The organism is Streptomyces huasconensis (assembly GCF_021028635.1).
GTDB classification, from domain to species: domain Bacteria; phylum Actinomycetota; class Actinomycetes; order Streptomycetales; family Streptomycetaceae; genus Streptomyces; species Streptomyces huasconensis.
Window position 1 is genome coordinate 6270149 of sequence record NZ_CP086119.1, and the last position, 20902, is coordinate 6291050.

25 protein-coding genes are annotated in these 20902 nt (G+C 69.5%); 12 read left to right on the plus strand and 13 right to left on the minus strand.

What is annotated here, in order from left to right:
• Positions 1–256: 256 nt before the first annotated feature.
• From J2N69_RS28320 to J2N69_RS28330, 3 genes are all read right to left on the minus strand, one after another.
• A complete protein-coding gene (locus tag J2N69_RS28320; RefSeq protein WP_230903212.1) occupies positions 257–691 on the minus strand; it encodes a cupin domain-containing protein in 435 nt (144 codons plus the stop codon).
• A 105-nt stretch (positions 692–796) separates the two neighbouring features.
• Positions 797–1585 carry a TetR/AcrR family transcriptional regulator gene (locus tag J2N69_RS28325; protein ID WP_230903213.1) on the minus strand — a complete coding sequence of 263 codons (789 nt, stop codon included), beginning with the start codon at positions 1583–1585 and terminating at the stop codon, positions 797–799.
• 162 nt (positions 1586–1747) lie between these two features.
• On the minus strand, positions 1748–2596 hold the full coding sequence (locus J2N69_RS28330; protein ID WP_230903214.1) for an AfsR/SARP family transcriptional regulator: 849 nt from the start codon (positions 2594–2596) through the stop codon (positions 1748–1750).
• Positions 2597–3407: 811 nt separating this feature from the next.
• Here J2N69_RS28330 and J2N69_RS28335 point away from each other — a divergent pair.
• The 9 genes from J2N69_RS28335 to J2N69_RS28375 all read left to right on the plus strand — a co-directional run bounded on the left by J2N69_RS28335 (position 3408) and on the right by J2N69_RS28375 (position 9154).
• Positions 3408–3746: a TcmI family type II polyketide cyclase gene (locus J2N69_RS28335; protein ID WP_127910582.1), complete on the plus strand. Its 339-nt coding sequence runs from the start codon at positions 3408–3410 to the stop codon at positions 3744–3746.
• A 64-nt stretch (positions 3747–3810) separates the two neighbouring features.
• The gene (locus J2N69_RS28340; RefSeq protein WP_230903215.1) at positions 3811–5079 is read left to right on the plus strand and encodes a beta-ketoacyl-[acyl-carrier-protein] synthase family protein; all 1269 of its coding nucleotides are present in this window, start codon (positions 3811–3813) and stop codon (positions 5077–5079) included.
• Positions 5076–6281, plus strand: a complete 1206-nt coding sequence (locus J2N69_RS28345; protein WP_230903216.1) for a ketosynthase chain-length factor — start codon at positions 5076–5078, stop codon at positions 6279–6281. Before J2N69_RS28340 ends, J2N69_RS28345 begins: the two co-directional genes overlap by 4 nt.
• Positions 6282–6370: 89 nt before the next feature.
• Positions 6371–6850 carry an SRPBCC family protein gene (locus J2N69_RS28350; protein WP_230903217.1) on the plus strand — a complete coding sequence of 160 codons (480 nt, stop codon included), beginning with the start codon at positions 6371–6373 and terminating at the stop codon, positions 6848–6850.
• Between the two features lie 8 nt (positions 6851–6858).
• The gene (locus J2N69_RS28355; RefSeq protein ID WP_230903218.1) at positions 6859–7323 is read left to right on the plus strand and encodes an anthrone oxygenase family protein; all 465 of its coding nucleotides are present in this window, start codon (positions 6859–6861) and stop codon (positions 7321–7323) included.
• A 31-nt stretch (positions 7324–7354) separates the two neighbouring features.
• Entirely contained in the window at positions 7355–8107 is a 753-nt protein-coding gene (locus J2N69_RS28360) for an SDR family NAD(P)-dependent oxidoreductase (RefSeq protein ID WP_230903219.1), read from the plus strand.
• Positions 8104–8436, plus strand: coding sequence for an antibiotic biosynthesis monooxygenase family protein (locus J2N69_RS28365; RefSeq protein ID WP_127910585.1), 333 nt, complete (start codon positions 8104–8106; stop codon positions 8434–8436). Before J2N69_RS28360 ends, J2N69_RS28365 begins: the two co-directional genes overlap by 4 nt.
• Positions 8437–8448: 12 nt before the next feature.
• Positions 8449–8793 carry an antibiotic biosynthesis monooxygenase family protein gene (locus J2N69_RS28370; RefSeq protein ID WP_230903220.1) on the plus strand — a complete coding sequence of 115 codons (345 nt, stop codon included), beginning with the start codon at positions 8449–8451 and terminating at the stop codon, positions 8791–8793.
• Between the two features lie 40 nt (positions 8794–8833).
• On the plus strand, positions 8834–9154 hold the full coding sequence (locus tag J2N69_RS28375) for an antibiotic biosynthesis monooxygenase family protein (protein WP_230903221.1): 321 nt from the start codon (positions 8834–8836) through the stop codon (positions 9152–9154).
• A gap of 289 nt (positions 9155–9443) precedes the next feature.
• Here the strand turns inward: J2N69_RS28375 and J2N69_RS28380 are convergent, their stop codons facing one another.
• The gene (locus J2N69_RS28380) at positions 9444–9938 is read right to left on the minus strand and encodes a hypothetical protein (protein ID WP_230903222.1); all 495 of its coding nucleotides are present in this window, start codon (positions 9936–9938) and stop codon (positions 9444–9446) included.
• Positions 9939–9975: 37 nt separating this feature from the next.
• Here J2N69_RS28380 and J2N69_RS28385 point away from each other — a divergent pair, with 37 nt between their 5' ends.
• Positions 9976–11061, plus strand: coding sequence for an acetylserotonin O-methyltransferase (locus J2N69_RS28385; protein WP_230903223.1), 1086 nt, complete (start codon positions 9976–9978; stop codon positions 11059–11061).
• 12 nt (positions 11062–11073) lie between these two features.
• Here the strand turns inward: J2N69_RS28385 and J2N69_RS28390 are convergent, their stop codons facing one another.
• The 9 genes from J2N69_RS28390 to J2N69_RS28430 all read right to left on the minus strand — a co-directional run bounded on the left by J2N69_RS28390 (position 11074) and on the right by J2N69_RS28430 (position 17022).
• Complete coding sequence (locus J2N69_RS28390; protein WP_230903224.1) at positions 11074–11526, minus strand: anthrone oxygenase family protein; 453 nt, start codon at positions 11524–11526, stop codon at positions 11074–11076.
• A gap of 93 nt (positions 11527–11619) precedes the next feature.
• Positions 11620–12042: an SgcJ/EcaC family oxidoreductase gene (locus J2N69_RS28395; protein WP_127910590.1), complete on the minus strand. Its 423-nt coding sequence runs from the start codon at positions 12040–12042 to the stop codon at positions 11620–11622.
• Between the two features lie 131 nt (positions 12043–12173).
• Positions 12174–12974: a hypothetical protein gene (locus J2N69_RS28400; RefSeq protein ID WP_230903225.1), complete on the minus strand. Its 801-nt coding sequence runs from the start codon at positions 12972–12974 to the stop codon at positions 12174–12176.
• A gap of 175 nt (positions 12975–13149) precedes the next feature.
• On the minus strand, positions 13150–13575 hold the full coding sequence (locus tag J2N69_RS28405; RefSeq protein ID WP_127910592.1) for a PPOX class F420-dependent oxidoreductase: 426 nt from the start codon (positions 13573–13575) through the stop codon (positions 13150–13152).
• 127 nt (positions 13576–13702) lie between these two features.
• Positions 13703–14839: an acetylserotonin O-methyltransferase gene (locus J2N69_RS28410; protein WP_230903226.1), complete on the minus strand. Its 1137-nt coding sequence runs from the start codon at positions 14837–14839 to the stop codon at positions 13703–13705.
• A gap of 23 nt (positions 14840–14862) precedes the next feature.
• A complete protein-coding gene (locus tag J2N69_RS28415; protein ID WP_230903227.1) occupies positions 14863–15258 on the minus strand; it encodes a SchA/CurD-like domain-containing protein in 396 nt (131 codons plus the stop codon).
• Positions 15258–15989 carry an SDR family NAD(P)-dependent oxidoreductase gene (locus J2N69_RS28420; RefSeq protein ID WP_230904907.1) on the minus strand — a complete coding sequence of 244 codons (732 nt, stop codon included), beginning with the start codon at positions 15987–15989 and terminating at the stop codon, positions 15258–15260. The genes J2N69_RS28415 and J2N69_RS28420 overlap by 1 nt, the downstream gene beginning before the upstream one ends.
• A gap of 2 nt (positions 15990–15991) precedes the next feature.
• Positions 15992–16372, minus strand: a complete 381-nt coding sequence (locus J2N69_RS28425) for an antibiotic biosynthesis monooxygenase family protein (protein ID WP_230903228.1) — start codon at positions 16370–16372, stop codon at positions 15992–15994.
• A complete protein-coding gene (locus tag J2N69_RS28430; RefSeq protein ID WP_230903229.1) occupies positions 16369–17022 on the minus strand; it encodes a SchA/CurD-like domain-containing protein in 654 nt (217 codons plus the stop codon). The genes J2N69_RS28425 and J2N69_RS28430 overlap by 4 nt, the downstream gene beginning before the upstream one ends.
• A gap of 310 nt (positions 17023–17332) precedes the next feature.
• Here J2N69_RS28430 and J2N69_RS28435 point away from each other — a divergent pair, with 310 nt between their 5' ends.
• Together J2N69_RS28435 and asnB are read left to right on the plus strand one after the other, a co-directional pair.
• The gene (locus tag J2N69_RS28435; protein WP_230903230.1) at positions 17333–18847 is read left to right on the plus strand and encodes an FAD-dependent monooxygenase; all 1515 of its coding nucleotides are present in this window, start codon (positions 17333–17335) and stop codon (positions 18845–18847) included.
• Positions 18848–18946: 99 nt separating this feature from the next.
• Positions 18947–20809 carry an asparagine synthase (glutamine-hydrolyzing) gene (gene asnB / locus J2N69_RS28440; protein ID WP_230903231.1) on the plus strand — a complete coding sequence of 621 codons (1863 nt, stop codon included), beginning with the start codon at positions 18947–18949 and terminating at the stop codon, positions 20807–20809.
• The last annotated feature ends 93 nt before the right edge of the window (positions 20810–20902 follow it).

Here is a 20902-nt window from a genome sequence, read left to right on the forward strand (position 1 = left end):
GGCGGACAAGAGATGCCGGACTGGTTCGGGCCTGAAGTCATCGTGGCCGCCATCATCGGCCTCGTCGTCACCGCGACACTGTTCCTGCGACGGTCTCGTCGCTCGCGCCATTCCGCAGTCAGACGCTGGTAGCCACCGCCTCGGTCCCCTTTCGTTCCCCGGGCTCAGCTCAGAGGGTCTTCAGTAACGTGACAGTGCCCCGTGCCCCACGTGGCCCCGGGGCCGGAAAATGAGCCGGCCCGGGGCCACATGCGCGTCAGGAGGAGGAGTTGGGGGTTCCCACGGGGATGTGGGGCTCGGAGGCGTTCGTGGGCGGTTCGGTGTCCACGTGGCCCAGGTCGGGGCGGGGGGCCAGGGGCGACAGGTGGAAGATGACGTCGGCCTGCGTGGTGCCGGTGTTGACCAGGCGATGGCGGACCGAGATGGGCACCAGCAGGGAGTCGCCCGCGGTGAGAGCGACCTTCTCGCCGTTGAGGCTCATCTCGAGGTCGCCGGCGATGACGTAGAGGAATTCTTCCGAGTAGGGGTGGAAGTGCTCGGTGATCAGTTCGCCGGGCTGGAGCTTGAGGAAGCCGCCGAATCCGGAGGTCGCGCCGACGGTTTTCGGGCCGAGCGTCAGCCGCAGATCGCCGCCGCGGCGGCGATTGGGCTCGATGCTGGCGAGGGAGACGCGCTGCTGTTCCGCGTTCATGGTGAGCACCCCTGTTCGGTGAAGGCGTGTGGTGCGTAGTGGCACTTGGGCTCTTCACCGTGCCCGGGGGGCTTCGAGGTGGACTCGAACGTCGGGTGGGTGGGGTTATGCCGTTTCCGCGGCCGCCGCGCCGGGCGCTTCGTCGGCGGGTCCGGCGGGGGCCTCGCGATAGAGGGCGAGGCCGTTGATGAAGACGTCCAGGAAGAGTTCGAAGCGGGCGTCCGGGGAGTCGGCGAACATCACCGGGCCGTGTTCGGTGAGCTTGGGGAAGCGGTCCTTGGGGAGGTCCGCGAAGTAGTTGCGGACCTCGTCACCGGAGTCGCCGCCGATGCCCCGTTCGTTCCACATGTCGGCCTCCAGGACGACACCTTCGACGAGGAGCGAGAGCATGTCGCCGGCCTTGGCGGCGATGGGGACGGGGAGGCCGGCGGTCAGGAAGAGGGAGAGCATCCGCTCCAGCTGGACGATCATCTCGGGGCCCGCGGGGTAACGGCCCATGGAGATACGGGCCATGTCGCGGTGCGACTGGAGGAGGTCGCGCAGATCGCGGGCCATGCTCCTGACCTGATCCCGCCAGTTGTCCGGGTCCGGGTCGGGCACACGGAACTGGGAGTACACGTGCTCGTACATGACCTGGAGCAGCTCGTCCTTGTCGCGCACGTGCGCGTAGAGAGCCGAGACGGTGACGCCGACCTCCGCCGCGACCTTGCGCATGCTCAGGACCTCGATGCCTTCGCGGTCCAGGACGTCGAGGGCTCCGTCGATGATCGTCCTGAGGGTCAGCGGCTTGCGCTTGGGGGCGGCGCGCTTGGACAGTCGGTGCTGATCCCACGGCAGCGGAGCGAGGGCGTCGGTGTCGTCCGCGGGCTCGGCTTGGCGATCGATCTTGGCCATGAGGTGAGGATACATGGACAGGGCTCTTGAGAGCAGAACGCTGTCTATGTAAGGTGAACGCTGTAAACCTCGTCGTGGTTGCACTGGCCCCCGACAGTGCAACCATGTCCACCCCCGTGTTCCGAGGGTGGACGCCTTGAGGGTCGGCCGATGGCTTGCGGTTCAGGCCGACCGTGACCTGCGAGGGCTGACGGTGCCTGTTCGTTCGGGAGCGCTTTTCGATGGGCCTGCGTGAGCGCTCTGCCTGGAGAGGAGGACGTGATCGTCGGAGAGGAGGCCCTGGTGGATGCGCTGTACCTCGATCGAGGGGCTCAACCCGATTTCCTCGCTCAGCGTGGTCCTCAACTGCTGGTAGGTCTGCAGGGCTTCGTGGCGGCGGCCGATGGCTTGCAGTACGCGGATGAGCCGCCCGTGGAACCACTCGTTGAGCGGGTTCTCCGCGACGAGCCGCCGCAGTTCGCCGACCAGCTCGCGTTCCCTGCCGAGTTGGATGTCGGCCTCGATGCGCTGCTGGAGCACTTGAAGCCGCTGCTCCTCCAACTGCACGGCGTAAGCACTGAGCACGGGGCCGCAGGCGATGTTGCCGAGTGCGGGGCCGGCCCAGAGTTTGAGGGCCTTTGCGAGGGTGGCGGCTGCCTGCTCGGCGCGGCCTGCCCTTAGTTCGGCTTGGCCTTCCGCCGCCAGTTTCTCGAAATTCCAGGCGTCGATGGCGTCCGTGCGGAAGTTGAGGAGGTAGCCGAAGGACTGGGTCTGGAGAATGTCTTCGCCGCGCTGTGCGAACCCCTCCCGCTCAATCATTTTGCGGAGCTGGTAGATGTACGTCTGGGCGGTGGTCATCGCGCTTTTTGGCGGGGAGTCACACCATAGTTCCTCTATGATGGAATCCACCCGGACCAGGTGATTGGCCCGGAGGAGGAGAAGTGCGAGCACTTGACGGACTTTTGGTGCGGAGGGTGTGCAGTGCCGGTCTCCATTGATGACTTCGACCGAGCCAAGAACCGTGAATCGCATCGTGAAACCTCCTCTGTGTACGAGCTGTCCTCCGTTGAAGCCTTGTCCTGCTCTGCAAGGTCTGGGTAAATCGCGACGATCGCCCAGAGGGATGTCTTCTTCCGTTCTAAGGCGGCCGCGGGAGGGTCACATGGAGAGGGCGAAGCGTCACCGGGAAACGTCGCATCGCTTCCTGGTGCGCCGGTTTCATGGCGCCGATGAAGACAGCCGTTCGAGGCGCTGACGTAACGCGCCGGTGGCCGGTTCCGGCCTGTCCGGCAGGCGTGTGCGCCGCGCCAGACGGCTCGTCCGGCCTGGTCGGCGACCGGTCGGCCGATGGCAGAGGGTGGCGCCGTGCTCGCAGCGGCAGTCGTAACCGCAACGACACGTCTGTTTCTGGTCCTGTTTCTTTATCCCCGTCTTGCATCCCCGTCTTGATCCCCCGTCTCGCTCGGTGCGAACCCCAATTCTGCTACAGGGTCGCTTGGAATGTAAACGCCTCAATCTCGCGTCTCGCTTGAGCGGTTGTCGCAGATCGATCGAGCCGCAGGACGGAGCGTATGCGCGTCCGCCGGAAGGCCATGTGCGCGGTGTCGGACCCCTGCGGCATTTCGCCGACTCTGTCCGGCCAAATCCTTGATCATTTCTGCGGTCCATGGGGAAAACCCCGCCGCGGCGCCTCTTTATGGCGCTTCCGGTTCCGTTTTCGAACTGGCGGCCGGTATCGACGCGTCCGCTGAGCTTCGGTCGATATTTTAATGCAGATCGAGTGGCGCTCCGGCGCCGACTGGGACCGTCCTGGCGCGCATTCATCCAGCTGAAGGGGACAGCCGTGCACAGGACTCTCATTGTTGCCCGCCTGCAGGAGGCACGGGACACCGCCGGCATCGCCGACACGTTCGCCCAGTCCGACGCCACAGAGCTGCCGCACATGGTGGGAGTGTCACGGCGAACGCTCTTTGCCTTTCATGATCTGTACTTCCACCTCGTCGAGGCCGACGGCGACATCACGCCCGACCTGTACAAGGCGCGCCGCCACCCGCTCTACAACGACGTCAGCGACAAGCTCACCCAGTTCGTGGCGCCCTACGACCCGAACTGGAAGGAGCCGAAGGACGCGATGGCCAACCCGTTCTACGTCTGGACGGCGGACGAGGGACGGCAGCTGTGAGTGAGGAGGCGAACGCCACGCGCTCCACGCGCCGGGCGCACACCACCCTTACCTGGAGCAGCCGATGAGCCGACGCGCCGTCATCACCGGTATAGGGGTCGTGGCCCCCGGCGGGGTGGGCAGGGACGCGTTCTGGGACGTGCTCGCCGCGGGGCGCAGCAAGACCCGGAACATCACGCTCTTCGACCCGAGCGGGTTCCGCTCCCGCATCGCCGCCGAGGTGGACTTCGACCCGCTGGCCGCGGGGCTGACCCACCAGGAGATCCGGCGGATGGACCGGGCGGCGCAGTTCGCCGTGGTCTGCGCCCGGGAGGCGCTGGCGGGCAGCGGACTGGACCTCGCGGCGCTCGACCCCGGCATGCTCGGGGTCAGTATCGGCAGCGCGGTCGGCTGCACGATGAGTCTGGAGGAGGAGTACCGGGTCCTCTCCGACACCGGCCGCCGCTGGCTGGTGGACCACACCTACGGGGTGCCGCATCTGTACGAGCAGATGGTGCCCAGCACGCTGGCCGTCGAGGTGGCCAGGGACGTCGGAGCGCAGGGGCCGGTGTCGCTCACCTCGACCGGTTGCACCTCGGGGCTCGACGCCGTGGGCCACGGGGTGCACCTGATCACCGAGGGGTCGGCGGAGGTCGTCTTCGCCGGGGCCACGGACGCGCCGCTGTCACCCATCACCTCGGCCTGCTTCGACGCGATCAAGGCGACCTCGCCCGACAACGACGACCCCGAGCACGCCTCGCGGCCGTTCGACGCCGAGCGCCGGGGCTTCGTCCTCGGTGAGGGCGCCGCGGTGATGGTGCTCGAGGAGTACCAGGCCGCAAGGGCCCGGAACGCCACGATCTACGGGGAGATCGCCGGCTACGCCCGGCGCAGCAACGCGTTCCACATGACGGGACTCAAGCCCGACGGCCGGGAGATGGCCGAGGCCATCCGGGCCGCACTGGCCGAGGCCCGGCTGAACCCGGACGACATCGACTACATCAACGCCCATGGCTCGGGCACCAAGCAGAACGACCGCCACGAGACGGCCGCGTTCAAGCACAGCCTGGGGCAACGGGCCTACGAGGTGCCGGTCAGCTCCATCAAGTCGATGGTGGGGCACTCACTGGGTGCGATCGGCTCCATAGAGGTCGCGGCCTGCGCGCTGGCGCTGGACCGCCAAGTCGTCCCACCGACCGCCAATCTGCACCACGCGGACCCGGAGTGCGATCTCGACTACGTACCGCTGACCGCACGGGAGCGGCAACTCGACAGCGTGCTCAGCGTCGGCAGCGGGTTCGGCGGGTTCCAGACCGCCATGGTGATCCGCAAACCTTCGGGAGACCGGCAATGAACGGCAAGGACATGGTCATCACCGGCCTCGGCGTCGTCGCGGCCACCGGTATGGACGCCGAGGAGCACTGGGAGTCGGTGCTCGCCGGCAAGAGCGGCATAGGCCGGATCAGCCACTTCGACCCGTCCTCGTACCCGGTAGCACTGGCCGGTGAGGTCGGGGAGTTCAGCGCCCGGGAGCGCGTGCCCCGGCAGCTGGTCCCGCAGACCGACCGCTGGACCCATCTGGCGCTCTACGGCGCGGAGTCGGCGCTCGCGGACGCCGGGGTGGACCTGGCCGCGTTCGACGAGTACGAGATGGCCGTCGTCACCTCCAGTTCCTCGGGCGGCACCGAGTTCGGCCAGCACGAGATGGAGCAGCTCTACACCAAGGGACCCGGGTGGGTCGGTGTGTACCAGTCCATCGCCTGGTTCTACGCCGCCACCACCGGCCAGATATCCATCCGGCACGGGATGCGCGGACCCTGCGGGGTCATCAGCGCCGAACAGGCGGGCGGACTGGACGCGCTGGGGCAGGCCCGCCGGCTGCTGCGCGGCCAGTCCCGGCTCGTGGTCACCGGCGGTACCGATGCCTCGCTGTGCCCGTACGGGCTGGTGGCGCAGTTGTCGTCGGGGATGCTCTCTCGCAGCGAGCAGGTGGACCGCGCGTACCTGCCGTTCGACTCGGACGCCGCCGGTTATGTGCCGGGGGAGGGCGGGGCGATGCTGATCGCGGAGCGGGGCGAGTCGGCGCGGGCCGAGGGCCGGGGTTACGGCGTGGTCCTCGGGTACGCGGCCGGATTCGACCTGCCGGGACGGCCCACCTCGCTGGCCCGTACCGTCCGACGCGCCCTGGCCGACGCCCGGTTGGACCCCGACGACGTGGACGTGGTCTACGCCGACGCGATGGGCGACCTGCGGCACGACCAAGAGGAGGCCGAGGTCATCGCCGAGGTCTTCGGGCCCTGCGGGGTGCCGGTCACCGCGCCCAAGGTGCTCAGCGGGCGGTTGTACGGCGGCGGCGCCCCGCTCGATGTCGCGACCGCACTGCTCGGCCTGCGCGACGGGGTGGTGCCGCACACCCCCGGCGTCACCCGGCCCCTCCCCGGAATCGACCTGGTGCGCGAGGCGCCGCGCGAGTCCGCGCCGCGCGTGGCCCTGGTGATCGCCCGGGGGTACGGCGGGTTCAACGCCGCGGTGGCGCTGGGCCGGATCGACCGCTGAGCCGCGGGCCGCCGTATGCGCCGTACCGCGGCGGACCTCGGGCGACAGCCGCATCCCACGACGGACACAACCGGACAGGAGCAGCATTCATGAGCGAGTGCGCCGGACACACCGACAACTCCATCGTCATCGTGGCACCACTGGAACTGGTCTGGGAGATGACCAACGATGTGGAGTCCTGGCCACGGCTGTTCACCGAATACGCCGGGGCGGAGATTCTGGAGCGCTTCGGTGATGACACCATCCGCTTCCGGCTGACGCTGCACCCGGACGAGAACGGGCAGCAGTGGAGCTGGACGTCGGACCGCACGGTCAACGAGGCGGAGCGGACCACCCACTCCAAGAGGGTGCAGACCGGGCCGTTCAAGTACATGTCGCTGTTCTGGGAGTACACCCAGACCGACGCCGGCGTACGGCTGCGCTGGGTGCAGGACTTCGAGATGAAGCCGCAGGCCCCGGTGTCGCTGGCCGCCATGACGGACCGGCTGAACACCAACACGCGCGTGCAGTTGGAGCACATCAAGGAGCGGGTCGAGGCGAGGGCAGAGCAGCTGTCCAACGCCGGTTAGGGGACCCCGTGCTGGAAGTCGTCGTCGTCCCCTTGCTGCTGCTGGTGAACGGTCTGGGCGCCGGCGTCATGATGAACACCCAGCTGGGCGGCTTCGCGTATCTCAACCTGCTGCCTCCGGCACGCTACGTGCACGCGCACGCCTTCTACTCCACCCGCTACGACCCGTTCATGCCGCTGTGCATCGTGGCCACGGCGCTCGGTGCGGGGGTGCTGGCCATCGCGGGCAGTCACCCGGAGGCGCGCGTGCTGCACGCCCTGGCGGCTCTGCTGGCACTGGGCACCATCACGGTGTCGGTGGTGAAGAACGTGCCGGTCAACCGGTGGGTGCAGTCGCTCGATCCGCAGCGGTTGCCCGCCGACTTCGCGGAACGCGACCCGCGCCGCTCGTGGGGCCTGTGGAACCAGGTGCGCACCTGGCTGCTGACGGCGGCGCTGGTGGTCAACTGCGCCGCGCTGGCGACGCTGTTGTGAATCCTTTCCGATGCGACCCAGGAGGTCCGTTGTGCAACTGAACGTGGAAGGCAAGAAGGCTCTGGTCACCGGGGGGTCCCGGGGAATCGGCCGGGGGGTCGTCCTTGAACTCGCCCGGGCCGGACTGGACGTGATCACCTGCTACCGCCAGGAGAGCGACCATGTGGAGTCGCTGCGGCGGGAGCTGAAGGACATCGGCGGCGACCACCACGTGGTGCGCGCCGACCTCACCGAGCCGGAGGGGGTGAGCGCGCTGCTCGCCGAGGCCGAGCGGGCCTTCGGGCAGCTCGACCTGGTGGTCAACAACGCCGGGGCGATCACTCATGTCCCGTACGAGCAGCTGAGCCTGGCGGACTGGAACCGCATCGTCGCCACCAACCTCACCGCCGCCCACCTGGTCATCCAGGGAGCGCTGCCGCTGCTGTCGCCCACCGCCTCGGTGATCAGTGTCGGTTCGAAGTCCTCCGAGGTCGGCATCCCGCTGCGGTCGCACTACACCGCGACCAAGGCGGCTCTGCGCGGGCTGAGCCGCTCGCTGGCCAAGGAGTTCGGCCACAAGGGCTGGCGCTTCAACGTCCTGGCGCTCGGAGTGATCGAGACCGAGGCGCTGTGGGAGATGCCGGAGGAACAGCGGGCCACGATGCTCGCCCGCTACGAACCGAAGACCGCGCTCGGGCGGCTGGGCAAGCCCGAGGAGGTCGCCGGGGCGGTGCTGTGGCTGGCCAGTGACCTCTCCCGCTACGTGACCGGGTCCGTGGTGTACGTCGACGGAGGTATCTCGTGAGCGCCGCGTCGTTCCGGGTGCTGCTCAAGATGACGGTCCATCCGGGCATGGGCGAGGACTTCATCCAGGCATGGGCGGAGCACTCCTCGGTGGTCGAGGAGCACCCCGCCAACCGCGGCCACTCGCTGGCCACCAGCACCGAGGACGACGACGTCTTCTACATCGTCAGCGACTGGTCGAGCGAGCGCGAGTTCCGGGAGTTCGAGGACAGCCCGGCCCATCTGGAGCACCGGGCGCGGCTGCACCCGTACCGCTCCAGCGGCTCCATCGCCTTTCTGGAACTGGTGGCCGAGGCCCCGGCGACAGGAGCGGCACGGTCCCGGGCGTAGGAGGGAGCAGTGATGAAGGGGGAGATCAGAGTGCTGCTCTATCACTCCACCGAGGACACCGAGGGCATCACCGCCGCGTACCACCAGGTCAGCCGGGCCATGGACGGCGTACCTGGGCTGCTCGGCAACGAGCTGCTGGTCTCGCCGTACGACTCCACGGAGTTCGTCGTCGTCAGCCGGTGGGCCAGCCGCGCGGACTTCGACCGCTGGGAGCGGGGGCCGGAGCACAAGGGGCAGACGGCGCCGCTGCGGCCGTACCGGCACCCCGGGATGGCGCGGCCGTTCGGGGTGTACGAGGTGAGCGCGGCGTACCCGGCCGCCGGGGCCGGGGTGCCGGCCGGGCGGCGGAGCCCATGAACATCCGGAAGTCCGCGACATTCGGGAAAGGAGGTCGGACGTGGCCGAGCCGGAGACGTTCCGGGCCGTCCTGCACATGGAGATCGCACCGGGGACCGGCCGGGAGTTCGAGGAGACCTGGCGGGACATCGCCGGGACCATCTCCGAACACCCCGCGAATCTCGGGCAGTGGCTGCTCCGGGAGAGCGGCACGGAGGGCTCCTATTACGTGATGACCGACTGGGCCGACGAGGCGAGCTTCCGCGAGTTCGAGCTCAGCGCACCGCATGTGGAGAACCGGAAGCGCCTCGGGCGTTACCGTCGCGCCGGGTCGATGGCGACCATGCGTCTGATCGGCCCGGCCGGTCCCGGGGCCGCGTAGGCCACGAGACGGCAGCCGGCCGGGCGGCACCCCCGAGGGCGTCTGCTCGGCCTGTGCGGCACACCACGGCGCGGCAGTGTCGGCGACCAGCCGGCCTGCCGCGCATCGTGCTGTCCGGTCCGGGCGACCGCGCTCGGGCGTGCTCGAGCCACGCTCCGGCACGGGTCGATCTCCGGACGGCACGGTGGGCGGGTAACCGGACGGCGGAGACGGGAGGTCGACCATGTGCCCAGCCGCCACGGTCGTCCCCGTGCTGAACACCCTCGTCCGGCGGGCGATCTCGACGCCGTCAACGACCCTGGTGGGTCTTGTAGCCGGTCGCCGCGGTGATCCGCTTCAGCGCCTTGTCCATGGCATCGACGGCCACGTCCGCCAGGCCGAACTGCGTCATCCAGACGAAGACCCGGAACTTCGGGGCGTGGTTGTAGACCCGCAACAACAGCCGGGTGCCCTTGGCGTGCGGCTCAGCGGTGAAGACGCCCTTGTACCACCAATTGCCCATCTCGGCGAAGCTGCCGCGGCTCCGGTTCACCTCGGCGGCACCGTACGGCAGGGAGAAGCGGTCGGGGCCTCCCTTGAGGGTGACCTTCTTGCCCGGGTCGTGGAGGAGGACGGCGTTGTGCTTGCCCGCCTCGCCTTCGGAGACGTTCGTGAGCAGGGCGCGCACCGCGTCAAGCGACGCCTCGACGATGCCGGACGCCTCGTACATCGGCTTGTCGGAGCTGCCGAATGAGCGCCGGATGGCGCGCAGCGAGGTCTTCTTCCGTCCTTGTGCACTGGTCATGTCAGTTGTCCGTTCCATGTGGGAAGCGAGTGTTGCTATGGAAATGAACCTGAACGAACTCCTGGTCATGGCGAAGGGGTTCGCGAGTTCGCAGTTGCTCCTGACCGCGGTGCGGCTGGAGGTGTTCACGGAGCTGGGGCCCGGCCCGCTCAGCGGTGCGGAGCTTCGCCGGCGCCTGGAGCTGCACCCCCGGGGCGCGGGAGCCTTCCTGGACGCCTTGGTGAGCCATGGGCTGCTGCTGCGTACCGGCGAGATGTACGCCAACGCGCCGGTGGCGGCCCGTCACTTGGACGCCCGGCACACCGAGACCTACCTGGGCGGCTATCTCGGACTGAACGGAGGGCTGTACTGGTTGTGGCCGCAGCTGGAGACGAGCCTGCGGACCGGCCGTCCGTGCACCGGCTTCACCCCGGGCGGCGGGGAGGAGTGGGGCGCGGAACAGGCTGGCTCGGAACAGCAGGGTGGGCAGCCGGACGCCGCGCAGCAGGACGGGCAGGGTGACGGCCAGGAGGCGCCCATGGAGTGGAGCCCGGTCTACGTCGACGCCATGGCGGTCTTCGCCCGCGCCGCGGCCCCCGTCCTCGCCCGTTCCCTCGACTGGTCCCGTTACGAGACGTTCGTGGACGTGGGCGGCTCCAACGGCACCCTCGCCTGTGAACTCGTCCGGTTGCAGCCGCACCTGCGCGGCACCTGCGTGGACCTGCCCGCCCTGAAGGAGCAGTTCGACGCGTTGGTGGGGCGCGCGGGAGCCGCGGACAAGGTCGCTTTCCAGGGCGGGGACTTCTTCGAGGACCCGCTGCCCGAGACCGACGCCGTCATCATGGGCCGCATTCTGCACAACTGGTCCGAGAAGGAGCGGCTGCGGCTGCTGCGCCGGGCCTACGACGCGTTGCGGCCCGGCGGCACGCTGCTGATCTTCGACCAGCTCACGGACGAATGCCGGCAGCACAGCCGGGAATCGTCGCTGGCCAGCCTGGACCAGTTGCTGTTCTCCGAGTCCGGCTCGGAGTACACCTTCGGCGAGCTGAGCGGCTGGCTGGGCGCATGCGGATTCCGGGCCCCGTCCGTACAGCTGATGGACGGGGGCCCGGAGATGCTGGCCCTGGCAGGGAAACCAGAGTGAGACCATCGGGCGCTACGAGACCGCCGTGGCGGCCGCGATCAGGGCCAGCGCGATAACGGCCAGCGAGGCGCGAATCCGGTTCAGGTGACCCCACCTGGGCCGGGGGTCGTCCCAGTCGTCGGGGAGGTTCCGCGGGTCGAGTGCCGCGAGCCGCCGGTTGATGGGGACGTTGCCGAGGTGGGACACGCACTGACTGGCGAGCAGGGCCAGGCCGCCGGCCGTGAACGGAATGCTGCTCGCGTCCCCCTCGACGATGGCCAGCGCGAACGCCGAGAACATCCCGATGTTGAAGACGATCGGCATGGTCGGGTGGAAGCCCTTGCCGAACATCCGGTGCGATTCCACATAGCGCTCCGGCGGCATGTTGCACAGCGCGGGAAAGACACTGATGGCGACGGCCGTGAGCACTCCCGCGCCGACTCCGGAAGCGGTCAGCGCCAGGACCGCCAAGATGTGTGACACCACGCTGTCCTCCCTTCTACGGTGGTCCGCCCGGTCTCCTGCCGGCCCCGGGCCCGCGGCCGGTACTCCGGCGCGGGCCCGGGGCCGGCAGGGCCGTCACTGCTGGTAGGCGGCCTGCCGACGGGTGTTCTGGAAGGAGGCGAGCCGCCAGGTGTCGCCGTGGCGGACCGCGGTGATGCTGATGATCGAGCCGCGGTCCGGATCGGTCTCCGCGCTCTCGCCGAACGAGACGCCGCCGACGGAGATGACCACGACGGAGTCGTCGGTGAGGAAGCGGATCTTGGGGTCGCCGTGGTGCTGGTCGTCCATCTTCGAGCCCTTCAGGGGCCCGTCGAAGAGCATCTGGTGGACGTCCTGGATGACCTGACGGCCCTCCGCCAGCTGCCCGTCGAAGGAGATGTAGGTGGCGTCGTCCAGGAATGCCGCGGCGTAGCCGGCGCCGTCGCCCGCGTTCCACGCCTTGGCCATGTTCAGCAGGATCTCTTTGATCGCCGCTTCGTCCTTGCTGCGCTGCGACATGGTGTCTCTGCCTTTCCGAGTGCTGTGCCGGTGAGTGAGGGTGTCGGCGCCGTACGGCGGCGGTCCGCGCCGGATGGCGACGTGAGCACGCCGTGCGGCGGTCTTCCGGTGGTGCCGGTGGCCGTGGCCCGTCAGTCGACGGTGACCATCTGATGCATGCCCTCGACGGCGAACATCCGCGCCGTGGTGAAGTCGGTGAGCCAGGTGGTGAGGACGTACGGGCCGGGCGTCAGATCGGCGGTGACCACCGCCGAGCGTCCGTGGGAGAGCGGGACACAGCCGACCGGGTTGGCGCGGATCAGATCCGTCATCGGGGGCTTCCTCCCCTCGGATTTGGCGGCGAAGAACGCCGCCACGTCTTCGCTGGTGGCGCCGTCCTTCACCGCCATCAGGATGGCTTCGTTGTACTGGCCGAGGTCGTTGGTGATCCGGATCGCCGCGCCGCTGGGAATCCGGTCCGGGGCGCTGAAGCGCGGCCCGTCGTCGGTGCGGCACTGCACGATCTCCACGCTCGCCTCGGGGAGCGCGGTGGCCACCGCGGGGCCGGCGCCCGCCTCGGCGCGTACGGCGGGGATTCGGGCCGCGGTGAAGCCGTCGTCCTTGACGCGCCGGTAGTCGAAGAGGTGGTAGGTCCCCTCGGTCAGCTCCGCGGTGAAGGTGACCGACGTCTGGCCGGTGACCGCGCCGCCGCCGAGCATTGTGAACTCCCGGTCCACGGCCTTGCTCGCGGCCATGGCCTCCGGGCCGTACCCATAGGCTGTCCGGAGATTTTCCACATGCTTTTCCAGCGGAATTCCAGCCGCCAGCTTCACGATTCCGAGCCAGGCGCCCTCGGGGTCGGTGGCCTGGATGCGAAAGGTCACCGCACCGGTGGGCACGGTGTCCGGTGCCTTGATTCCACCGGGACCCGCGACTATTTCGTAAATCTGCATGGAAATGAATCCTTCCACCCGATACATGCGCGCATTTCGGCAGTGTGTTCGGCATCGAGAAATTGCCGCCGCACTGCTGCGGTTGATTCTCGAGGGCCCCGCATTTCTTTCGCTTGAGCCGGGCTCGAGCCGTGAGCGGGTGTACGACGGTTGCGCGGCCGGTGTCCGCGGGCTGTCAGCGGCCGCCGTCGTCCTGGGCGAAGGGGTCCTCGTCGGGGCCCGCGGGGCGCACTTCGTACGTCAGGGGGCGGTCCCGGTACATCAGGCGGTAGACGAGAATCCACGCAGAGCTCTGAATTCTCTCGAAGGTCGACATCTCGCCCTGCGCCTTCGGCGGGACGAGCCGCGCCACACCTTCGACGGTGGGCCCGAGGGGCTTGCCCCTGCGGGTGCACGGGGCAAGGGTGACCCGCGGATTGTTGGCCAGCCGCTTGACCTTCCAGGTCTTGGACCGGGTGTTGAAGAACACCCGGTCGTCCTTGAGGATCCGGCCGACAGGTGTGGCGACCCCGACGCCACTGCGCTTGTACGTCGTCAGCAGAGCCACTCGGGACTTCTTGAGCGGCTCGAGTGCCTTTGTGGCAGTTGATTCGGAAGTCATGATCGTTCTTTCCGAGAGAACGGACGAGATGTACAGTGCTCACTCTAGCTGAACAGTGCTCACCGTCAAGTCCACTGTTCAGTCGCGTGTCGGTGGTAGGGCTGACGGCCGGTGGTTCCGGGCGCCGTCACACCGGGCGGCAGACGAGCGCGGCCCAGCGCCCGGCGGCGGGCTCACCTTCCAGGGCGAAACCGCCGACGGCCAGCAGCTCCCGCCACTCGGCGAGGTCCCGCTCGCCCCCGCCGAAGCGCAGCAGCATGTCGATGTCCAGGAACTTGCCCTGGTCCCAGGCGTCCCCCGGCGCCAGCACATGCTCCAGCACCACCAGCCGGGCCGCCGTGTCATCCCCGATCGCGCGCCGCACGCCCCGCAGGATCGCGGTGGCCGCGGCGTCGTCCCAGTCGTGCAGCACCGCTTTGAGCACGTACGCGTCGTGGCCACTCGGCAGCTCGCCGAAGAAGTCGCCGCTCACCACCTCGGCCCGCTCCGCGACCCCCTTCTCGGCGAAGAACCCCGGCGCGTTCTCCACCACCTGCGGCTGGTCCACGAGCGTGCCGCGCACCTCCTGGTGGCGCAGGAGCAGCTCGCTGAGGAAGTAGCCTTGCCCGCCGCCGATGTCCGCGACGCGCCGGAAGCGGCCGAAGTCGAAGGCGTCCAGCAGCTGTTGGGTGGTGGTGGCGCTCATCCGGGACATCGCCCGGTCGAACAGCGCGCTGGTCTCCGGGTGCCGGCGCAGATACCCGAAGAAGTCCGTGCCGAAGATCTCGTCGAAGACCGGCCGTCCGGTGCGCAACGCCGTGCTGATCTCGGCGTACGGGCGGTTGACCGCCTCGCTGCCGTTGAACAGGATCATGTCGCGCTGGCTGTTGGGTACGTCGCTGCGCAGCGCCTGGGCCATGTCGGTCAGCCCGACCTTCCCCCCGTCCCGCAGCGTGAACACCCCGACCGCCGCCGCGCAGCGCAGCATCCGGCGGAGCGCCCCGGGGTCGGTCCCCGTCTTCTCCGCGAGCTGCGGCACCGTCAGCTCGCCGCCCGCCAGCACATCGGCCACTCCCGCCTCGGCGAGCGCGTAGACGACCTGGGAGACGCGCTTGCCGTTGGTGAGCAGGAGCAGCCGGGCGTGCGGCGGGATCACGGCCCCGCCGGGCGGTCCGGGCGGTCCGGGCGGTCCGGGCGGTCCGGGTGGGGCGGACTCGGTGGCGCCGGCGGCGTTCGCGCCGGGTTCGTCGTGAGAGGTCGTGCCGGACGTGCCGGTGACGCTCATGCCCAACTCCTTGGTCGTGGCGCTCAGTTCTGGCCCTGAGTCTGCGGGTGGGTGTCGATGGAGAGCTGGGAGACGCAGCGCATCACCGAGGAGCGGAAGTGCGAGGTGAAGCCGTCCACGGTGCGGGTGTCGGTCTCCCGGGCCTCGGCCAGATGGGGGGCCAGCTTCTCCTCCAGGATGTGGACGCCCTTCTGGGCGCCCATGTGCCGCCCGATCTGCGCGAAGTCGCCCTCGTAGTGGATGACCCGGACCAGGACGTCGTCCTGTACGAAGACGGCGGTACCCAGCAGCCGGCCCACCTCCTTGCCGTCGTCGTCGGTGAACACCGGGGTGTTCACCCGCTGGAACCCGGCGAAGAGTTCGGCCACTTCTTCCACGCGCTCCGGCTTGATCCGGTAGCTGATCGCGGCGTACGGCATCAGATTCCTCCATCGACGTTGAGCGTGATTCCGGACAGGAACGCCGCGCCGTCGCCGCCCAGGAACAGCGCGGCGGCGGCGACGTCCTCGGGGCGGCAGAGCCGTCCCAGCGGCGTCAGGGCGACGATCCGCCGGGTGACGGGGTCGTGCGGGTCCTCGGTGCCGTCGGCGACCATGCCCGGTGCGATGGTGTTGACCCGGATGCCCTGCGGGCCGAGTTCCTTGCACAGTGCCCGGGTGAATCCGATCAGCGCCGCTTTGGCGGCTCCGTAGTGCGCGGCCGCGGGCCTGCCGCGCAGTGCGGCGGCCGAGCCGATGTTGATCACGGATGAGCCCTCGCCCAGCAGGGGCAGGGCGGCCCGCGTGACCCGGTAGCAGGCGGTCGCGTTGCGGTCCATGACCCGGGCCCACTCGTCTTCGTCCAGCTGGGCCAGTGGCGCCGCGCCGTCCGCGCCCACGTTGTTGACCAGGACGTCGAGACCGCCCAGGGTCTCGGCCACGGCCCCGGCCAGCCGTGCCACGTCGGGCCCGCTGGACACGTCGGCACGGTGGATGTCCCGTACGGCGTGGCGAAGCTCGTCGTCGGGTTCGTGGGCGCCGAGGTGGCAGGTGACCACCTGGGCCCCGCTGCGGGCGAAGGCCAGGGCGATGGCTCGGCCGATGCCGCGGCCGCCGCCGGTGACGAGCACGCGCTTGCCCTTGAGCCCGCCGTCCTCGGGCCGTATGTCCATGGTCACGAGGGGTGCTCCTTGTCGGTGTCCCGGACCGTGCCGGGCACGCTGGTCCCGACCGTGCGCTCCCGCCCCGGGGCCGGCGCGGTGTCCAGCACCTCGTACAGCTCGTAGCAGGGCGTGCGTCGCCGGTCCTGATAGGGCCGCAGCGGGGTCTTCCGCTGCTGGTGGGCCGGCCCCTGCCGCCAGCTCTCGTACGCGTCGGCGTCCTGCCAGTCGGTGACCACCGCATAGCCGTACGGGTCCCCGGCCAGCCGCAGCAGGGCGACGCCGAGCACTCCCGGTGTGGGCCGGAACCCCGGCAGGAAGAGGCGGTAGGCGCGCTCCACCGCGAGCGGGTCATCGGTGGGCGCCCGGTGGTAGACGACCAGGCGGGCCGTCACGACAGCGCGGGCATCCGCTGCTGGCCGACACAGCGCATGGTGTTGGCGCGGAACTGCTCCAGGAACTGCTCGGGCGTCTCCACGTGCCGCTCCTCGGCCATGTACGGGGCGAGCTTCTGCTCCATGCCCGGGCGCCCCCCGCGCTTGGCCATGTACCGCGCCACATCGTCCAGTTCGCCGTCGAACAGCACCACGCGGATCATGTTGTCGTCGTGGACGAACAGGCCGACGCCGAGGATCACCCCGGTCTCCTGGCCCTGCTCGCCGCGCAGGGTGGGCCGCGCCTCCGCCTGGACCTCGGCGAACACCTTGCGGATGTCCTCCGCGTGCCCGGACTTGACCCGGTAGCGCAGCGCGGCCATCCCGGCGGGCCGGTCCTCGATGAAGCGGGACTGCACACACAGCATCGGGGCCGGGCCGCCGCCGTCCTGGAGGTAGGGGGCCAGTCGGGCCGCGTCCCGGTCGGTGATCGCGCGGATCGCGTCGTCGGCGTCGTCGTGGTGGTGGAACACCCGGATGACGGTGTCTCCCTGCGCGAACAACCCCGTGGCCGACAGCGGGGCGAGCCGCACCGGCTCGTCGTCGAGCTCGCGCGCGATCTCGTCGTCGAGTCCGGGCCTCACCTTGTATGCGATGGCGGATAGAGCCATGGGCCGCCCTGCCTTTCACTCGTGGGTCGTCTTGCTCGTGGTCGAGGCGAGTCGATCGTGGTCGTGGTCGTGGTCGTGGCGAGTCGATCTCCTGCGACCTCCTGAGGCAGCACGAGTCTCGACGGCCCTTCTCAAGCGACGTTGGGGCGACCTTGGAACGGGACCACAGGACAGGTGCCGCACCGGTCCAGTGGCCCACCGGTACACCGTTCCCCTGGGACGCGACCTGCGTTCGAGGGCGGTTCCGAGCGGCACGGAGAGGATCGGGCCGCCCACCCCGTACGGCTCAGGCCGTGAAAGGAGCACCCCGTTGCCCGATCGAGCCCCGTACCCACACCCTTTACCGGACACGGACCTCGATGTCCTGGTCATCGGCGCCGGGCCGGCCGGCATCGCGCTCGCCGCCGACCTCGCCAGATACGGCGTGCGCTGCCAGGTGGCCGAGCGCCGCCCCGACCCCCGCCCCGGCACCCGCTGCCCCAACCTGTGGCGCCGCACCCTGTACGCGTACGACCGGCTCGGACAGTCCTCGGACGAACTGCGCGCACACGGCGTACCGATGCGCTCCAAGGCCTTCCACGTGGGGGACCGCACCGCCGAACTCTCGCTGCTCGAAGACGCCGATGACCAGCAGTGGCCCTACCCGCTGCTGGTCCGCCAGGACCGCCAGGAGGAATACCTGACGGCGCTCGCACGGAAGCACGGTTGCCCGGTGCGCCGGGGTGTCACCGCGCGCATCGTGGCCCAGGAACAGGGCTGCGTGCACGTCGAGTTGACCACCCCGGAGGGCGGCCCCGAGCTGCTGCGGGCCGCCTGGGTGGTGGCGGCGGACGGTGCGCAGAGCCCGTCCCGGGCCGCCGCCGGAGTGGACTGGCAGGTCCTGAGACACGACGGCGTCGCGTGGTGGCAGGTGGACGCCGGCATCGAAGGGGTGAAGCTGCCGACCGACCGGGAGGATCTGTTTCACGCCCCTTACAGCCATGTCGGCATGGTGCCGCTGGCCGACGGCCGCCACCGCGTCTTCCTCGCTTCCGCCACCGAGGACGCCACCGCGCGGCCCACGTACGAGGATGTGGAGCGGCTGTTCCAAGCGGTGGTCCACCCCGAGGCGCGGCTGCACGAGCCCCGGCACCTGTGGTGGCACACCCCGGTCGAGGGCCGCGCCGAGCGCTGGCTGACCGGCCGGGTCATCTTCCTGGGTGAGGCCGCCCGGGTCTTCCCCATGCCCGTCCACGGACTGAACACCGGCATTCAGGACGCCGCCAACCTCGCGTGGAAACTCGCCGCCGTCGTCCAAGGCCGGGCTTCGGTACGGCTGTTGCGCACGTACGAGGCCGAGCGGCGGCGGGTCGCCGAAGTGCTGATGGAGCGCGGGAAACGGGTGCTGCGGGCCGGGGTCGCCGCCGACCCGGAGGCCACCCTCGCGCCGATCCTGGACGAGGGCAGCCCCCGCATCCGCACCGAGCCGGCTCCCACGTACGAGACGAGCCCGCTCACCGGGGGGACCGAACGGTTCGCGGACGGCTGCGCGGGCCACTGGATCGCGTCGTGCCCTGTCCACACCCCGGCCGGAGTGTGGAGCGTCTCCACGCTGCAGAGTCAGGGGCAGTGGCTGGTGCTCTCCCCGTCCCGCGAGCCGCTCAACGTCACCCATCCGCTCAATCCACGGGTGGTCGACGGGGCGCAGCTCGCGGTGTGCGACCGCCTGATGATCACCATTGTGCGGCCGGACGGCTATGTGGGCGCCGAGATCCCGTGCGGCACGGGCAGGCCCGCCGAACGCGCGGTGCTCGATTACCTGGACCGGGTCGCGGTCGGGGGCTGACGGAGCCCGACGAGCGCGCCTTGAGTACGCGTTGACCTGACGTCCCGATACTCGGTCGGGTCATGAGCCGGACGTTTTTTCCGAAGAGGAGTGAGCCTCATGTGCGGGATAGCCGGAGTGATCGACTGGGTCCCCGACGCCCGGGACGGCAAGGAGTCCATCGCGCGGATGACCGAGGTCATGCTGTGCCGGGGACTCGACGAGCAGGACGTCTGGCGCAACGGCAGGGTTGCGTTCGGCCACACCCGTACCTCCATCATCGACCCGGCCAACGGTCAGCAGCCGATGACCGTGTCCCACGACGGTCGTGACCTCGCGACGATCTGCTACAACGGCGAGATCTACAACTACCGGGAACTGCGGGAGGAACTGCGGGGCCTGGGCCACCACTTCAGGACCAACAGCGATACGGAAGTGCTGCTCCACTCCTATCTGGAATGGGGCACCGAATGCGTCCACCGCCTGCACGGCATCTTCGCCTTCGGCGTCTGGGACGCCCGGTCGGAGGAACTCCTGCTGATCCGCGACCACATGGGCGTCAAGCCGCTCTTCTACGCGCGCACGTCGACCGGTCTGCTCTTCGGCTCCGAACCCAAGGTGATGTTCTGCCACCCCGAGCTGGAAGCGACGGTGGACGACAACGGCCTGCGGGAGTTGTTCAGCCAGGCCAAGACGCCCGGCACCTCGATCTTCAAGAACATCCACGAGGTACGGCCCGGCAGCGTCCTGCACGTCAAGGACGGACGGCTCATCGAGCGCAATTACTGGAAGCTGAGCGCCCGTGAGCACCCCCACGACCTCGACGGCACCATCGCCACCGTGCGCGAGATGGTCGGCGGCACCGTCACGGAACAGCTCGTCGCCGACATCTCCCGGGGCATCCTCGTCTCCGGCGGCATCGACTCCAGCACCATCGCCGCCCTCGCCGCGCCCCGGCTGCGCGAGGAAGGCGAGCCGCCGCGCGCCTTCGGCATGACCTTCACCGGATACGCGGAGAACTTCCGCCCCGACGAAGTGCGCGCCACCCCCGACATCGCCTACGCCCGTCTGCTCAGCCAACGCCTCGACCTGGACCTGACGGAGATCGAACTGAGCCCCGAGGCACTGGCCGACCCCGCCCTGCGCGCCGCCGTGGTGGACCGGCAGGATCAGCCCACTGCCCTGGGCGACATGGACGCCTCGATGTACCTGCTCTTCCAGCAGGTCAAGCAGCACATCGGCGTGGCGCTGTCGGGCGACACGGCGGACGAGGTCTTCGCCGGATTCGTCTGGTCGCACAAACCCGAGCTGATGAACGCTCCCACCTTCCCGTGGGTCGCCGTCGGGCAGTTGCACGGCCGCGCCAGCCGCGGCCTGGGCTGCGGTCTGCTGGACCGTACGCTCCTGGACAAGCTGGACCTGACCGCGTACACGCAGGCCCAGTACGAGGCGACCCTGGCCGAGACTCCGCTCCTGCCCGGCGACAGCGCCGTACAGCGCCGCATCCGCGAGATCGACTACATGCACATGACCCGCTGGCTGCCGTCCCTGCTCGACCGCGGCGACCGGCTGGCCATGTCCTGCGGTCTCGAGGTCCGCGTCCCCTACTGCGACCCGGCGCTGGTGGACTACGCGTACAACATCCCTTGGGAGATCAAGAGCTTCGACGGCCGGGAGAAGAGCCTGCTGCGCGCCGCCTTCCGCGGCGTCGTCCCCGACGAGATCCTCGACCGCCGCAAGAGCCCCTATCCCGTCACCCAGGACATCCGCTACGCCGAACTCATCTGCGGTCAGCTGCTGGACGTCCTCTCCGATCCTTCCTCGCCGGTCATCGCCTTCGCCGACGTCGAGGCCGCCCGCGAAGTCGCGCGCACACCCGAACGCCTCGCGTCGGGCGCGGGTGCGTGGGCGGCCCGGTCCGACGTGGAGATGCTGCTGAACCTGGACGTGTGGCTGCGGAGCGGGGTGCGGGTGACGTTCTGAGCACCCTGTGCCGGTGAGGACGGGTGCGGAGGGAAAGAAGCGCCCCCTGGGGAGAGTTCCCAGGGGGCGACGTGTGCGGGGGAGCGAGGGGTG